Origin of the sequence: Klebsiella sp. RHBSTW-00215 (assembly GCF_014103785.1) — a bacterium.
GTDB lineage: Bacteria > Pseudomonadota > Gammaproteobacteria > Enterobacterales > Enterobacteriaceae > Klebsiella.
Window position 1 is genome coordinate 1,380,994 of record NZ_JABXQS010000001.1, and the last position, 14,546, is coordinate 1,395,539.

13 protein-coding genes are annotated in these 14,546 nt (G+C 57.0%); 4 read left to right on the top strand and 9 right to left on the bottom strand.

The features are described 5' to 3' along the window. The 5 genes from murQ to HV127_RS06670 form a co-directional block, all read right to left on the bottom strand. Positions 1-903: an N-acetylmuramic acid 6-phosphate etherase gene (gene murQ, locus HV127_RS06650; RefSeq protein WP_182235387.1), complete on the bottom strand. Its 903-nt coding sequence runs from the start codon at positions 901-903 to the stop codon at positions 1-3. 161 nt (positions 904-1,064) lie between these two features. Then, a complete protein-coding gene (locus HV127_RS06655) occupies positions 1,065-2,231 on the bottom strand; it encodes a multidrug effflux MFS transporter (protein WP_182235388.1) in 1,167 nt (388 codons plus the stop codon). Between the two features lie 50 nt (positions 2,232-2,281). Next, positions 2,282-3,646, bottom strand: a complete 1,365-nt coding sequence (locus HV127_RS06660; RefSeq protein ID WP_182235389.1) for an efflux transporter outer membrane subunit — start codon at positions 3,644-3,646, stop codon at positions 2,282-2,284. Positions 3,647-3,649: 3 nt separating this feature from the next. After that, positions 3,650-6,757 carry a multidrug efflux RND transporter permease subunit EefB gene (gene eefB, locus HV127_RS06665; protein ID WP_182235390.1) on the bottom strand — a complete coding sequence of 1,036 codons (3,108 nt, stop codon included), beginning with the start codon at positions 6,755-6,757 and terminating at the stop codon, positions 3,650-3,652. Beyond that, positions 6,757-7,884 (bottom strand): efflux RND transporter periplasmic adaptor subunit, encoded by a 1,128-nt coding sequence (locus HV127_RS06670; protein WP_182235391.1) that lies wholly within the window; start codon positions 7,882-7,884, stop codon positions 6,757-6,759. The genes eefB and HV127_RS06670 overlap by 1 nt, the downstream gene beginning before the upstream one ends. 454 nt (positions 7,885-8,338) lie before the next feature. Here HV127_RS06670 and HV127_RS06675 point away from each other — a divergent pair, with 454 nt between their 5' ends. Beyond that, positions 8,339-8,755, top strand: coding sequence for a GNAT family N-acetyltransferase (locus HV127_RS06675; RefSeq protein ID WP_182235392.1), 417 nt, complete (start codon positions 8,339-8,341; stop codon positions 8,753-8,755). A gap of 113 nt (positions 8,756-8,868) precedes the next feature. Here the strand turns inward: HV127_RS06675 and dsdC are convergent, their stop codons facing one another. Next, the gene (dsdC, locus tag HV127_RS06680) at positions 8,869-9,798 is read right to left on the bottom strand and encodes a DNA-binding transcriptional regulator DsdC (protein ID WP_182235393.1); all 930 of its coding nucleotides are present in this window, start codon (positions 9,796-9,798) and stop codon (positions 8,869-8,871) included. A 223-nt stretch (positions 9,799-10,021) separates the two neighbouring features. Here dsdC and dsdX point away from each other — a divergent pair, with 223 nt between their 5' ends. Then, positions 10,022-11,359 (top strand): D-serine transporter DsdX, encoded by a 1,338-nt coding sequence (gene dsdX / locus HV127_RS06685; protein WP_182235394.1) that lies wholly within the window; start codon positions 10,022-10,024, stop codon positions 11,357-11,359. Positions 11,360-11,375: 16 nt separating this feature from the next. After that, positions 11,376-12,704 (top strand): D-serine ammonia-lyase, encoded by a 1,329-nt coding sequence (dsdA, locus tag HV127_RS06690; RefSeq protein ID WP_182235395.1) that lies wholly within the window; start codon positions 11,376-11,378, stop codon positions 12,702-12,704. A gap of 55 nt (positions 12,705-12,759) precedes the next feature. On the opposite strand, the gene HV127_RS06695 is transcribed toward dsdA, so the two are convergent. Genes HV127_RS06695 through HV127_RS06705 form a run of 3 tightly spaced genes read right to left on the bottom strand, consistent with a single transcriptional unit; the run spans position 12,760 to position 13,986 of the window. Further along, positions 12,760-13,290, bottom strand: coding sequence for a radical SAM protein (locus HV127_RS06695; RefSeq protein ID WP_182235396.1), 531 nt, complete (start codon positions 13,288-13,290; stop codon positions 12,760-12,762). Further along, positions 13,287-13,649, bottom strand: coding sequence for a DUF202 domain-containing protein (locus HV127_RS06700; protein ID WP_181484341.1), 363 nt, complete (start codon positions 13,647-13,649; stop codon positions 13,287-13,289). Before HV127_RS06700 ends, HV127_RS06695 begins: the two co-directional genes overlap by 4 nt. Further along, positions 13,639-13,986: a DUF202 domain-containing protein gene (locus tag HV127_RS06705; protein WP_004107145.1), complete on the bottom strand. Its 348-nt coding sequence runs from the start codon at positions 13,984-13,986 to the stop codon at positions 13,639-13,641. Before HV127_RS06705 ends, HV127_RS06700 begins: the two co-directional genes overlap by 11 nt. Before the next feature lie 109 nt (positions 13,987-14,095). Here HV127_RS06705 and HV127_RS06710 point away from each other — a divergent pair, with 109 nt between their 5' ends. Further along, positions 14,096-14,545: a hypothetical protein gene (locus HV127_RS06710; RefSeq protein WP_182235397.1), complete on the top strand. Its 450-nt coding sequence runs from the start codon at positions 14,096-14,098 to the stop codon at positions 14,543-14,545. Position 14,546: the final 1 nt, after the last annotated feature.

Sequence of the window (14,546 nt, forward strand, 5' to 3'; positions counted from 1 at the left end):
TCAGGAGTGGCTCAGCGCCTTGCGGATATAGCCGTCGTTTTTGGCCAGCAGCGCCTGGGCTTGCGTGGCGCTTAAATCAGCCAGCACCATCACAATCGCCGTTTTACAGTGGCGACCGCAGGCATCCAGCGCGCTTTGCGCCGTCGCACGGTCACATTCGGTGGCCTCCATGACGATAGAAACCTGGCGCTCAATAAGCTTGGCATTGGTGGCTTCAACGTCCACCATCAAGTTGCTGTAGACCTTGCCGATGCGGATCATTGCCCCGGTGGAAATCATATTCAGTACCAGCTTCTGCGCGGTACCGGCCTTCAGACGACTTGAACCGGTGACAACTTCCGGGCCGACCACCGGCGTAATGGCAACATCCGCCAGTTGAGCCATTTCGCCATGTGGGTTGCAGCTAACGATAGCGACAAAAGCGCTCTGGCTGCGGGCATATTCCATCGCGCCAATCACGTACGGGGTGCGCCCGCTGGCGGCCAGGCCGACCAGTACATCGCGGCTGCTAAAGTTAAGGTTCTGCAGGTCCATCGCGCCTTGCGCTTTGTTATCTTCGACGTTCTCCACGGCGCTCAGAATCGCTTTATGGCCGCCAGCGATAATACCGACAACCTGCTCCGGACGAGTGCCGAAGGTCGGCGGACATTCGCTGGCATCAAGGATCCCCAGACGACCGGAGGTCCCCGCTCCGATATAAATTAGCCGCCCGCCAGCCTGTAGCGCCGCCGCGACTTTATCCACCACCTGGGCAATCTTCGCCAGATAAGGGGTGATAGCGTGAGCCACCTGCTGGTCTTCCTGGTTAATCACCGTCAGCATCTCTTCGGTGGAGAGGGTATCAATGTTGGCGCTATTGGCGTTGCGGCGCTCGGTCAGCAGTTTGCTCAGGTCGATATTCATAGGAACCTCATTATTCACAGTGGCAGGCAGTATAAGGAATTAATTATTCCTTTCATGTGAAGGCTATCACGATTGATGTTGAATGAATAATAAGAGATTTCAGTCGTAGCGGGAAATATGGCGGTAATAAAAGTGGAATTTTTTATTACCGTCAGGAGAGTTTACTCAATAGTGCGCGGTTTTTTCAGGCCAATCAGCAGGGCGGCCAGATAGCAAAGGGTCATCGCGAGGCTCATTTTCAGCATTGTTTCACCACCCAAACCAGACAGCGGCGCGGCAATACCGCCGAACACAAACATCAGCGTGCCCATCAGCGCCGATGCAGTGCCGGACTGGCGGGCGCTAATCGCATTCATCGCTTCCGCGCCGGCGACGGTGCTGATGCCGCTCATCATCGAGACGGTAAAGAACAGACCGACCAGCGCCAGCGTCGGCAGCTGTAGCCAGGCAAACAGCAGAGTGACTGCCGCAAAGGTCACCGCCAGCAGCTGGCCGCCGCGCAGCAGGGCTTCTGCGCTAAATCGCTGCGCCAGGCGGGAAAAGATCAGCGCCGCGATAATCAGCCCAATGCCGTTAAGGCCGAACAACAGGCTGAACTGCATCGCACTCATGGCGTATTCACTCTGAATAACGAACGAGGATGAACCGATATACGAGAACAACCCGGCCATCATAAAGGCCTGAATCAGGCAGTAGCGCATAAAGCGGCGGTTTTTCAGCACCGGGGTATCGTCCTGCGGCTGGGTAACCGAGGCGGTGCTTTTTGCCGGCAGCGTTTCGTGCAGCACAGTCAGGCTGAGCAACAGTAATACCACGCCGATCGCCGCCATCGCCCAGAACAGGATACGCCAGTCAAAAGCGGTGATGATCCAGCCGCCGAGCACCGGCGAAAGCACCGGCGCGATGCCGTTTACGGTCATCAGCAGGGCAAAAAACTGGGTCAGCAGGGTTCCCTGATAGCGGTCGCGGGCGATAGAGCGCGACAGCACCGAGCCACCTGCTCCGGCGAAGCCTTGCAGAAAGCGCCAGGCGATCAGCATGTGAATGTCGTAGGTTATCGCACACATTGCCGAGGAGAAGATAAACAGTAGCAGCGAGAACGCCAGCGGCTTTTTACGGCCAATGCGGTCGCTCAGCGGGCCAAAAAACAGCTGACCGAGGCCGAGGCCAATCAGCGCTGCGGTCAGCGACAGCTGGGTCTGCGTACCGGTGGCGTTAAGCTGTTGGGTGATTTCCGGCAGCGCGGGCAGATAGAAGTCGGTACACAGGGGCCCAATGGCGCTGAGTAAACCGAGAACCACTACCCAGGAAAGAGAAACTCGGGACATACAAACAGGCTCCTTGTCAGAATGCCGGGCGTTGCCGCCCGGAAAAAACATTAGCTGGCGCCGCCTCCCAGCGACTGCCAGAGGGTGATACGGTTTTCCAGGTCCGTTTGCTGGAGGGAGATAAGCGTAGCCTGCGCCGACCACAGCGTGCGCTGGGCGGTTAGCACCGACAGATAATCCCCTACCCCGGCCTGATAGCTCTTCATCGCAATATTCAACGATTTCTGCTCCGCCGCGACATATTTATTCTGCGCATCCAGCTGCTCACTAAGCGTTTCCCGCCGCGCCAGCGCGTCGGCGACATCCTTGAAGGCGCTTTGAATCGTCTTCTCATAGGTAGCAATGAGCCCCTTTTTCTCCGCTTCAGCATAACGCAGTTGCGCCAGATTACTGCCGCCTGTAAGCAACGGCAGGCTGATGGACGGCGCGAATGACCACACCTGCATGCCGTGACTGAACAGTGAAGAGAGCGAATCGCTGCCGACCCCGGCGCTGGCGGTCAGCGAGATAGACGGGAAGAAGTTGGCTCGCGCCGCGCCAATATCAGCGTTAGCGCTTTTCAGATTATGCTCTGCTTCCTGGATATCTGGACGACGCAGCAGGACCGATGAAGAGACGCCCGCCGGAACCAGGGTGATACTGCGATCGCCGAGGCTTTCCAGGGTGCCGGGCAGCAGGCTATCCGGCACGGTTTCCCCGGCCAGCAGATTGAGGGCGTTTTTATCCTGCGCTACCAGCGTGCGGTAGCTGGCGACGCTGGCGCGCGCCTGCTGGTAAACGCTTTCGGCATCGCTCAGGTCGCTTGCCGAGGCGGTGCCGACCTCCATCTGGCGAGTGACAATTTTGCGCGAGTTCTCCGCGCTGGCCATGGTGTCCTGAGCCAGCGCCAGGTTGCTGTTATCCGCCGCAAGCGTTACCCAGGCGGTGGTCAGGTCGGCAATCATCGTCAGACGTGTATTCTGGGCGGTGAATTCGCTGGCAAGCCAGGTCTCCCGCGCCGCGCGCGTCAGGCTTTGATTCTTACCAAACAGATCCAGCTCGAAGCTGGAGACCGCGCCGTCGGCTTCCGATGACGACGTCAGGCCGCTGGCGACCGTTTTGCTGCGGGTATGGCTTAGCTCGGCGTCGAGAGTCGGAAACAGCGCGGCGCGCGTTTCGCCAAGCTGGGCGCGGGCAGCTTCAATATCGGCCAGCGCTTTCTGCACGTCGCGGTTGCTGGTCAGCGCGATGCTCACCACTTTTTTAAGGCGGGCGTCATTCACCACCTGCTGCCAGTCGCTGACCACCGCGGTGGCCTCGCCGTGGCTGCCCGGCAGGGTGGCCGGAATGGGTGCTGCCGGGCGCTCATAGTTCGGGTCGAGGGAGACACAGCCCGCCGTCAGGAGCGCGACAAAAACCAAGGTGAAACGAAACATAACTTACTCCTGAGAAGAGCGATGGCGGGTGAAGAAGCGTTTCACCAGCACAAAAAACAGCGGCACGAAGAACACCGCCAGCAGCGTTGCCGTCAGGGTCCCGCCGATAATCCCGGTACCGATTGCCACGCGGCTGTTAGCCCCGGCTCCGGTAGCGATCGCCAGCGGCAGAACCCCGGCGATAAACGCCAGCGAAGTCATCACAATGGGTCGCAGTCGGGTCTGCGCGGCGCGCATCGCGGCTCGTGATAGCGAATACCCCTCTTCCACCGCCGATTCGGCGAATTCGACGATCAGAATGGCGTTCTTCGACGACAGGCCGATGGTGGTCAGCAGCGCCACCTGGAAGTAAACGTCGTTGTTCAGACCGCGCATCCATGCCGCCAGCGCCGCGCCGAGCAGCCCAAGCGGGATAACCATGATGACCGAGAATGGTACCGACCAGCTCTCATACAGCGCTGCCAGGCACAGGAAGACCACCAGAATTGAGATGGCGTAAAGGCTCATCGCCTGGCCGCTAGCCAGTTTTTCCTGCAGCGACATGCCGCTCCATGCCCAGGTGGTACCGGCAGGCAGGTTATTGGCTAAGGCTTCCATCTTGTCCATTGCCGCGCCGGAGCTAAAGCCGCTGGCGTTCTCGCCCTGGATTTCAAAGGCGGCGGAGCCGTTGTAGCGTACCAGGCTTTCCGGGCCATATTGCCAATGGGTGGTGGCGAAGGCGGAGAATGGCGTCATGCTATCGTCGCTGCCGCGCACGAACCATTTACCGAGGTCGGACGGCACAGCACGGGCATCGCTTTCGCCCTGGATATAAACCTTTTTCACGCGACCGCGATCGATAAAGTCGTTGACGTAGGTACCGCCCCAGGCGCTGGAGAGGGTATCGGTGACATCGCTCAAAGACAGCCCGAGCGACACGGCTTTGTTGTTATCGATATCCACCTGCAACTGCGGCATCTGCGGAAGATCGTTGGCGCGCACCGATTGCAGTTCAGAACTTTGATTGGCCGCCGCCAGCAGTTGGCTGCGCATTTTCATCAGGCTATCGCGATCGGTGCCGCCGCTGGCCATCAGCTCGAAGGTGAAACCGTTGCTCTGCCCCAGACCATCCACCGACGGCGGGGTCATGGCGAACAGGGTGGCATCGCGAATGCTGCCCAGCTCTTTGGTGGCGCGCAGGGCGATAGCCTGAGCGGTATTGGCTTCGCCTTTACGTTCGGACCAGTTTTTCAGCGATACGAAGGCCATCCCGGCGTTCTGTCCGCTACCGCTAAAGCTAAAGCCGTCAACGGTAAAAATCACATCGGTATTAGCTTTTTCTTTGCTCAGGAACCAGTCTGTGACCTGGCGGCGAACCTCAGCGGTGCGCACCGCCGTTGCCCCGGCAGGCAGCGTGTACTGGACCATGATTTCTCCCTGATCCTCGGTCGGCAGGAAGCTGCCCGGCAGTTTCCACATCGCCAGCGCCATGCCGCCGCAAATCAGGACAAAAGCGCCCATCATCATCGCCGAGCGGCGCAGGCCGCCGACAACACGATGCTGATAGCCCTGCTCGGTGCGTCCCCACAAGCGGTTAAAGGCGCCGAAGAAGCCTTTGGTATGCGGTTTAGAATGGCTCAGCAGCGCGCCGCACAGCGCCGGGGTTAAGGTTAGCGCGACCACCACGGAGAGCATCATCGCCGAGATAATGGTCACCGAAAACTGGCGGTAGATAACCCCGGTGGAGCCGCCGAAGAAGGCCATCGGCAGGAATACCGCCGAGAGCACCAGCGCAATGGCGATCAGCGCGCCGGAGATTTCACCCATCGATTTTTCAGTAGCTTCGCGAGCGGGCAGCCCTTCATCACGCATAATACGCTCGACGTTTTCCACCACCACGATGGCATCATCCACCAGCAAGCCTATCGCCAGCACCATCGCAAACAGCGTCAGGGTGTTGATGGAGTAACCGAACAGCGCCAGCACGCCGAAGGTGCCCAGCAGCACGACCGGAACCGCCACCGCCGGGATCAGCGTGGCGCGGAAGTTTTGCAGGAACAGATACATCACGCAGACCACGAGGATGATGGCCTCGAAAAGCGTCTGAATCACATCCTCAACCGAGATTTTGATGAACTCAGTGCTGTCTTTCGGGTAGGCGATATCGTAGCCCTGCGGCATCTGACGCTGGAATTCGGCAATCTTACTTTTCACCAGCGTCGCGGTGTTCAGTGCGTTGGCGCCGGGGGCCATCATCACCGCGATCCCGGCGGCCGGGTGGCCGTTGAGGTTGGCGGAGGCGGTGTAATCTTCGCTGCCCATTTCGACGCGGGCGACATCGCTCAGGCGTACCACCGAGCCGTCGGTTTTACTCTTAACGATAATCTCTTTGAACTGGGCGGCGGTTTGCAGGCGCGACTGGGCGCGCACGGTGGCGGTCAGCTGCTGAGCGTTAGAAGTGGGCAGCGCACCGATTTTACCGGCGGAAACCTGCACGTTCTGCGCTTCAATCGCCGATTGCACATCGGAAGGCATCAGCGAATAAGAGGCTAGTTTGGTCGGGTCCATCCAGATGCGCATGGCGTACTCCGCGCCGAACACCTGCAGGCTACCGACGCCTTCAATACGCGCCAGTGGGTCTTGCATGTTACTCACCAGCCAGTCGGAGATATCGGAGCTGGTGGCTTTGTTGTTTTTGTCATACACCGAGAGGATCAGCAGGAAGCTGCTCTGCGATTTTTCTACCGTCACGCCGGATTGTTGAACTTCGCTCGGCAGGCGTGATTCCGCCTGCTGCACTTTGTTCTGTACCTGAACCTGCGCGGTATCCGGGTCGGTGCCCTGCTCGAAGGTCACGGTAATACTGACCGAGCCGTCGGAGCTGCTGGTAGACGTAAAGTAGAGCAGGTTATCCAGGCCGGTGAGCTGCTGTTCGATAACCTGGGTGACGCTGTTTTCCAGGGTTTCCGCAGAGGCCCCGGTATAGGTGGCGGAGATTTTTACCGCCGGCGGCGCGACGTCAGGGTACTGGCCAACCGGCAGAGTGCGGATCGCCAGAATCCCGGCAAGCATAATCAGAATGGCGATAACCCAGGCGAAAACCGGGCGTCGCACAAAGAAACGAGAGAACATCAGGCGTTGCCTCCATCGTTTTTAACGTCGACGGCTTTCACCTGCTGGCCCGGCACAACTTTGCTGGTGCCTTCAACAATCAGCTTATCGCCGCTCTTCAGGCCGTTGACGATCAGCCATTTGTCACCGTAGGTGTCGCCTGTTTCCACGCTACGCTGCTCAACTTTGCTGCTGGTGTCGACCACCAGCGCGGTCGCATCGCCTTTAGCATCGCGGGTGATACCCTGCTGCGGGGCAAGGATTGCATCATCCATAATGCCTTCGTCGACGCGGGCGCGAACGAACATTCCCGGCAGCAGCACGTGCTGCGGATTAGGGAAGACCGCGCGCAGCGTGACCGAGCCGGTTGATTCATCCACCGCCACTTCGGTCAGCGCCAGACGACCTTTTTCGCTGTAGGTACTGCCATCTTCAAGGGTCAGCGTGACGTTAAGGGTATCGCTGTTGCTCGCCAGACTTTGCTTGCGCAAGTGCAGCAGATCGACGCTGGATCGGGTGAGATCGACGTACATCGTATCCAGTCCGCGGATCGTCGCCAGCGCGGTATCCTGATCGGCGGAAACCAGCGCGCCCGGCGTCACGGAGGAGATACCGATACGCCCGGCAATCGGCGCGGTGACAGTGGTCCAGTTCAGGTTAATGCGCGCGCTCTCCAGCGCCGCCTTTTTCGACTCAACGCTGGCTTTATCCTGATTACAGGTCGACAGCGCGTCGTCGGCATCCTGGCGGGAGACACCGTTATCTTTCACCAGCACCGCGTAGCGCTGGGCTTTTTGGCAGTCGGCGGTGACCAGCGCCTGAGCCTGTTTCAGCGACGCGGCAGCTTCGTTAAATGTTGCCCGATAGCTGGACGGGTCGATTTGGTACAGCGCTTGTCCAGCTTTGACCATATCGCCCTCAGTAAACAGGCGTTTTTGTACGATACCGCCGACCTGCGGGCGCACCTCGGCACTTAGCGAGGCGGTAGTGCGGCCCGTAAGGCTGCTCACCACCGGAACGGGCTGGCCTTGCAAGGTGACGACGCCAACTTCCGGGACCATTTGCTGTGGGGCGGAAGTTTGCGCGTTATCGCATCCACTAAGGAGAAATAATGCAGCTGCTGCGATGGGTGTGATGGTGTATTTCATTATATTTTCTCAGGATGAACGACGTCCGCCCCGCAAATTTATTGGCGGGGGTGATGGGCCGGTCGATGATGCATCTCCGGGCAAGCACAAATAACAAATGGAAAATAAATATTCCTGTTTGCAGTAAATGACTCGGTTATTACCGCTATAAATTAAACGGTTTTTCCGAGAGTTCCCCCGAACGGCGAGTACGGTGTCAGATGGCGGTTACAGACTCTGACCCGAGCAGTTATGCCTGCTAAAGGGGATGACTCATGGGTTTCTCCCTACTTTATTATTTTGAGAGTGATCATTCTCATTTTTGCCCATTATACGTCTATGCCGAATGATGGGAAGGTTTTTTACACAACATTTAGTGGGTGAAATTTAGTCAGGAAATAATGGAGAAAATAAGAATATTTTGTGAAAGTAGAGTGGTGAATAGTCTGTGAAAAATAAAAAATGGAGATAATTAATGGCATTAATAATAACAGATAGCATTAATCCCGCCGACCAGGAGGAGCTGCTGACGGGGCTGCGGGAATACAATTTACGTTTTCTGGACCCGGCGCAGTTTGGTGAGCTGGGGGTTTATTCACGCGATGATGCTGGCGTGATGCGTGGGGGGTTGATAGCCAAACGCAAAGGCAGCTGGCTGTGTATTGAGTATCTGTGGGTCAGTGAAGCTTCGCGCGGCAGCGGGTTGGGTAGCGAGCTGATGCAGGAAGCGGAAAACCAGGCGCGGGAGCGCGGATGTAGCCACATGCTGGTGGATACGTTCAGCTTTCAGGCGCTGCCGTTTTATCAGAAATTGGGTTATCAGCTACAGATGTCGCTGCCGGATTTCCCGCATGTGGGTATGGAGCGCCATTATTTATCGAAGGTATTATAAGCCTGCTCTTTTCCCGGAGGCGGTGCTGCGCACCTGTCCGGGTACCCGATCGCAGGGGCAGTGAACCCGTAGCCCAGTCAGCGCCTGCCTGGGCTAGCAAAACAATCCGGTCATCATAATTGCGCCTGACTCTGCAACCAATTGATAAACGCATCGATTTTCGGCCACTGACGGCCCGGCAATGTCGTCACATAATAGTGCTGGTGGCATTTCAGCATCATGTCGCCGAACGGTGCGATCAGCTCCCCGCTATCGAGGCGCTTTTGCACAAGCCGTTTACGCCCCATCGCCACACCAACGTGATTCATCGCCGCAATCACCGCTAAATCGGAACGATCGAAGCCAATTCCCGACGATTGCGGCAAGTTAATCGCAAATTGTTGCGCCCAGCTAAACCACTCATCGGTACCGGAATCGTTGCTCCAGGCCTGACGGTCATGTAATAGCGTACAGTGACGAAGATTATCGGGATTCTGCTGAAGCTGATGCTGGCGTGCGTAATCCGCCGTACAAACCGGCACGATGGACTCATCCATTAGAAAATGATGGCTGAGCTGCGATGAGGGCGCATCATCAAAGTAAATCGCCAGGTCGATCCCCGCACGCTGCATATTGACGTTATCGTTGCCGGTCAGCACGGTGAGCGAGATCGACGGGTAGCGACGGGTAAAATCACCCAGCGCCGGAACCAGCCAGCACTGGGCGATGGACGGGCGCGAATAGACGGTTAACGTTCCCGACAGCTCCTGGTTTTTTATATCCAGAATCTCCTGATTGAGGCTGTCCAGCGAGGATTTCAGCGCCCAGAACACCCGCTTGCCTTCATGCGTCAGTTCCACCTTGCGATGCGATCGCACAAACAGCTGGATCCCCAGCTCCTCTTCAAGCTGGTTTATTCGGTGACTGACCGCGCTCGGCGTCAGCGATAGCTCTTCCGCCGCCAGCGCAAACGACTCATGCCGGGCAGCGACTTCAAAGGTATAGAGCTTCGACAACTGCCAGCCGTTAAGCAGCCGGTTACCCAGATCTTTTAGCGTTTCCATTTCTTGCTCCTTCGCTTTTCAGCGTCGATTGTAAGAAAATTTTCGCCCTGACCGCACTTTAAAGATGAATAAAAGTGATTCATAACACAATAATTAGACTATTTTAGAGCCAAATCACCTTTTTGATTCAATCTGATTCACCTGAAGCGTCATTTATATCGTTTGTCAGCGCATGCTGTTTTTCTGTTCAATAACCACAGATTATTCACAGGCGAGGTGGGGTATGGAATCTCAGATCTGGGTTGTGAGCACGTTGCTTATCAGCATCGTGTTGATTGTGATAACTATCGTCAAACTGAAGTTTCACCCATTCCTGGCGCTGCTGCTGGCGAGTTTTTTCGTTGGCGCAATGATGGGGATGAGCCCGCTGGATATGGTTAACGCCATTGAGAGCGGGATTGGCGGCACGCTGGGCTTCCTGGCGGCGGTCATTGGGCTGGGAACCATTCTCGGCAAGATGATGGAGGTTTCCGGCGCGGCGGAACGCATCGGCCTGACGCTCCAGCGCTGCCGCTGGCTGTCAGCGGATGTCATTATGGTGCTGGTGGGCCTGATTTGCGGGATTACACTATTCGTTGAAGTGGGCGTCGTTCTGCTTATCCCACTGGCGTTTTCCATTGCCAAAAAGACCAACACGTCGTTGCTCAAGCTGGCAATCCCGCTGTGTACGGCGCTGATGGCTGTGCACTGCGTGGTGCCTCCACATCCGGCGGCGCTGTTCGTTGCCAACAAGCTGGGCGCGGATATCGGCACGGTGATCGTCTATGGTCTGCTGGTGGGCCTGCTGGCATCTCTGGTCGGCGGCCCCTTGTTCCTGCGTCTACTCGGCAACCGTCTGCCGTTTAAAGCGGTTCCGGCTGAGTTTTCCAACCTGGAAGTGCGCAAAGAAGAGACGCTACCGTCGCTCGGCGCCACGCTATTTACGGTGCTGCTGCCAATCGGTCTGATGCTGGTAAAAACCGTTGCCGAACTGAATATGGCCAAAGGCGGCACGCTGTACATGCTGTTGGAGTTTATCGGTAACCCAATCACCGCGATGTTTATCGCCGTCTTCGTGGCGTACTACGTGCTGGGCATTCGCCAGGATATGGGGATGAGCACCCTGCTGACGCATACGGAAAACTGCTTCGGTTCGATTGCCAATATTCTGCTGATTATCGGCGCTGGCGGGGCCTTCAACGCCATTCTGAAAACCAGCGGCCTGGCCGATACGCTGGCGGTGATTTTGTCAAACCTCGACATGCACCCAATTCTGCTAGCCTGGCTGGTGGCACTGATTCTGCACGCCGCTGTCGGTTCCGCCACTGTGGCGATGATGGGCGCAACAGCTATCGTCGCACCAATGCTGCCGCTCTATCCCGGCGTGAGCCCGGAAATCATTGCTATCGCCATCGGCTCAGGCGCGATTGGCTGCACTATCGTAACGGATTCCCTGTTCTGGCTGGTTAAACAGTACTGCGGCGCAAGCCTCAACGAAACGTTCAAGTACTATACAACGGCGACCTTTATCGCCTCGTTACTTGCACTGGCCGGTACATTCCTGCTTTCTTTCATCATCTGAGCGCGAAGGACGTAATATGAAAAACGCTGACATGACCACTTTAATCGCACAGTTTCCTCTGCTGGAGGATCTGATTGCCCTGAAAGAAACCACCTGGTTTAACCCGTCAACAACATCGCTGGCGGAAGGTTTACCCTATGTTGGTTTAACGACTGAAGACGTTCAGGACGCCCACGCCCGGCTCGATCGCTTTGCACCGTATCTGGCGCAAGCCTTCCCGGAAACCGCCGCGACCGGCGGTATTATCGAGTCGGAGCTGGTCGCTATCCCGGCAATGAAAGCCCGGCTGGAAAAAGCCTTCAGCCAGCCGATTAGCGGCGATCTGTTGCTGAAAAAAGACAGCCACCTGCCGATTTCCGGCTCGATTAAGGCCCGCGGCGGCATTTACGAGGTGCTGACCCATGCGGAGAAGTTGGCTATCAACGCAGGCTTGTTAAAAACTTCCGATGACTACCGCAAGCTGCTGACCCCGGAATTCAGGCAGTTCTTTAGCCAGTACAGCATCGCCGTTGGATCCACTGGCAACCTCGGGATGTCGATTGGCATTATGAGCGCGCGTATCGGCTTTAAGGTGACGGTACATATGTCCGCCGACGCCCGGGCGTGGAAAAAAGCCAAACTACGCAGCCACGGCGTTACCGTGGTGGAGTACGAAGAGGATTACGGCGTGGCGGTCGAGCAGGGACGTAAAGCCGCCGAATCGGACCCGAACTGCTTCTTTATTGATGATGAGAACTCTCGCACCCTGTTCCTTGGCTATGCCGTGGCCGGTGAGCGGCTAAAAGCGCAGTTTGCTCGCGAAGGACGCGTGGTGGATGCCGATCATCCGCTATTTGTTTACCTGCCGTGCGGCGTCGGCGGCGGCCCCGGCGGGGTGGCATTTGGCCTGAAGCTGGCCTTCGGCGACCACGTGCACTGCTTCTTCGCCGAGCCGACCCACTCGCCTTGTATGCTGCTGGGGGTCTATACCGGCCTGCATGATGAGATTTCGGTTCAGGATTTGGGGATTGATAATCTGACTGCCGCCGACGGTCTGGCCGTAGGCCGCGCGTCGGGCTTCGTTGGCCGGGCGATGGAGCGCCTGCTGGATGGGTTCTATTCTCTAGATGACCAGACCATGTACGACATGCTGGGCTGGCTGGCACAGGAAGAAAACCTGCGTCTGGAGCCGTCCGCTCTGGCGGGAATGGCCGGGCCACAGCGGGTGTGCGCCAGCCAGGCGTATCAGCAGATGCACGGTTTCACCGCTGAGCAGATGCAGAACGCCACCCATCTGGTGTGGGCGACCGGCGGCGGTATGGTGCCGGAAGAGGAGATGGCGCAGTATCTGGCGAAGGGGCGTTAAGTCTGTAGACAGGTAAACAGCATGGCGACGAAGAGGCTCTCTCGTCGCCATTTTTTTAGCGCAGCAGATGCATCAGTTCAACCGGCGAGCGGTGCTGATTGAGTAAATCACGCAGGACGCGCATATAGGGGGCGCTCCAGCTGTAAAACTGCCGGTATCCCTCGCATAGCGCATTGGAGCCATCTTCCAGACGCAGCTGCGGGCAGCCGCCGCCGCATAATCTTAGCCAAGGGCAGCCCGCGCAGGCCGGCCCCGGTGGATTGTTAGCATAACGCACCGCCTCACCGCGCCAGGCACGTAGCGTGGCCTCAAACAGCGGCACCACAATGCGGTTCGCGTCTTCCTTGACCCAAATAGCAAACACCGCGCAGAGAAAGTCCCCCCAAAGCCGGGCATCGGTGGGCTGCAGATGAGGAATAAACTTGATAGCCACGGCCCCCTTCGCGCTCAGTTGAAGGTAGACACGCTCGGGGTTTTCACACTCCTGACGATGGATAACCACTTCCTGCACCGGGATATCGCTCACCAGAGATTTGCAGTTGCCGCAGTGCTGATCGTCACCGTAATCTGCCTGACATCCTGTCATATCACATCCTTAATAAACAAAATCACCTGTCGTATGTGCGTTATAGCAAACAGCAATGACAGAGAAAGTACTGCGAATGCGATCAAAAATTTGTCACGAACCGCCTGCCGCTGAACAAAATCACTCTGCTCAACGTCCATCAAATTGCGGCTGCGGGTATAACGCCAGAGGATGATGGCGACGAACGGCAATATGCACAGCGAGATCCAGAACGGTAACCCCGCCTGATGCCAGTGGTGCTTAATCGCCAGCGCCAGCAGCGCGCCATAGCCCAAAAGCGTGCGGAACCAGGCCAGCGACGTACGCTCCGGCTGCAGGCCCGGATCGCTCTCGCGACGCGCCCGGCGATTATCCGGCATAGAGCACCAGCGCCATCACCACCACGATAACAATCGTCAGCAAAATACTGATCAGCAGCAAAGTGCGGGTGTAGGGAAGGTCCTGCTTGAGCCGCATCGCCTTTTCGTTGCTCAGCCAGCGCAAATAGCCGTAGATCGCCAGACCGCCGGCAAACAGGCACAGCAGCAGGGCGAGAATTTCGCGAATCAGCGGCGTGGCAAAATCCGGCGCCAGCTGGTCCAGACCAACGCCACCGGCCAGAAAGCCAAGAGAGGTGCGGATCCACGCCAGAAAGGTACGTTCGTTGGCCAGCGAGAAACGGTAGTCCGGCGCTTCGCCGAGGCGGGATATTTTCATCATGACTCCTTGATTTGTGTTCACAGGTAAAACGCCATCCCTGCTCATTTTAATTATTGTAAACACCGTTACCTTGATATGCTTTTGCTATCCACCACAGGGAGGTTAGATGGAAACCATATCGCAAAATAAATGTAGTTCATTGGGCATGCTCTTCGGCGCCATAGCACTGATTCTTGGCATATTCCATTTCTCCGTTGGCCCCTTTTCTGCTCCACCACCAACGCTGGAAGGCGTGATTGCCGAAAAAGTCTCTTCCGTCAAAAAAGGCATTATCGCCGGATTGAAGGGAGAGAAGCCACAGATTATCGCAGAGAAAAAAGCTGTCGATATCGATAAAATACTTGATAACGCGGGGATTTTACTCGCAGTTATTGCGCTGGTTTGCGCCTTCATTGGCGGTATGCGCAAGGAAAATGGTTGGAGCATCAGCGGTGCATTAATCTTTGGCGGCGGAACTCTCGCTTTCCATGCTCTGCTTTTTGGTATCGGCCTGGTTTGCGGCATCATTCTGTTAATCCTGATATTTTCCTTTCTCGGCGGTGGTTCACCGATTTAGC

Coding starts and splice junctions, on each gene's coding strand:
- HV127_RS06670 (WP_182235391.1), bottom strand. CDS start 7,884: ATGAAATACACCATCACACCCATCGCAGCAGCTGCATTATTTCTCCTT.
- HV127_RS06710 (WP_182235397.1), top strand. CDS start 14,096: ATGGAAACCATATCGCAAAATAAATGTAGTTCATTGGGCATGCTCTTC.
- HV127_RS06660 (WP_182235389.1), bottom strand. CDS start 3,646: ATGTTTCGTTTCACCTTGGTTTTTGTCGCGCTCCTGACGGCGGGCTGT.
- dsdX (WP_182235394.1), top strand. CDS start 10,022: ATGGAATCTCAGATCTGGGTTGTGAGCACGTTGCTTATCAGCATCGTG.
- eefB (WP_182235390.1), bottom strand. CDS start 6,757: ATGTTCTCTCGTTTCTTTGTGCGACGCCCGGTTTTCGCCTGGGTTATC.
- HV127_RS06655 (WP_182235388.1), bottom strand. CDS start 2,231: ATGTCCCGAGTTTCTCTTTCCTGGGTAGTGGTTCTCGGTTTACTCAGC.
- HV127_RS06675 (WP_182235392.1), top strand. CDS start 8,339: ATGGCATTAATAATAACAGATAGCATTAATCCCGCCGACCAGGAGGAG.
- dsdC (WP_182235393.1), bottom strand. CDS start 9,798: ATGGAAACGCTAAAAGATCTGGGTAACCGGCTGCTTAACGGCTGGCAG.
- murQ (WP_182235387.1), bottom strand. CDS start 903: ATGAATATCGACCTGAGCAAACTGCTGACCGAGCGCCGCAACGCCAAT.
- HV127_RS06700 (WP_181484341.1), bottom strand. CDS start 13,649: ATGCCGGATAATCGCCGGGCGCGTCGCGAGAGCGATCCGGGCCTGCAG.
- HV127_RS06695 (WP_182235396.1), bottom strand. CDS start 13,290: ATGACAGGATGTCAGGCAGATTACGGTGACGATCAGCACTGCGGCAAC.
- HV127_RS06705 (WP_004107145.1), bottom strand. CDS start 13,986: ATGAAAATATCCCGCCTCGGCGAAGCGCCGGACTACCGTTTCTCGCTG.
- dsdA (WP_182235395.1), top strand. CDS start 11,376: ATGAAAAACGCTGACATGACCACTTTAATCGCACAGTTTCCTCTGCTG.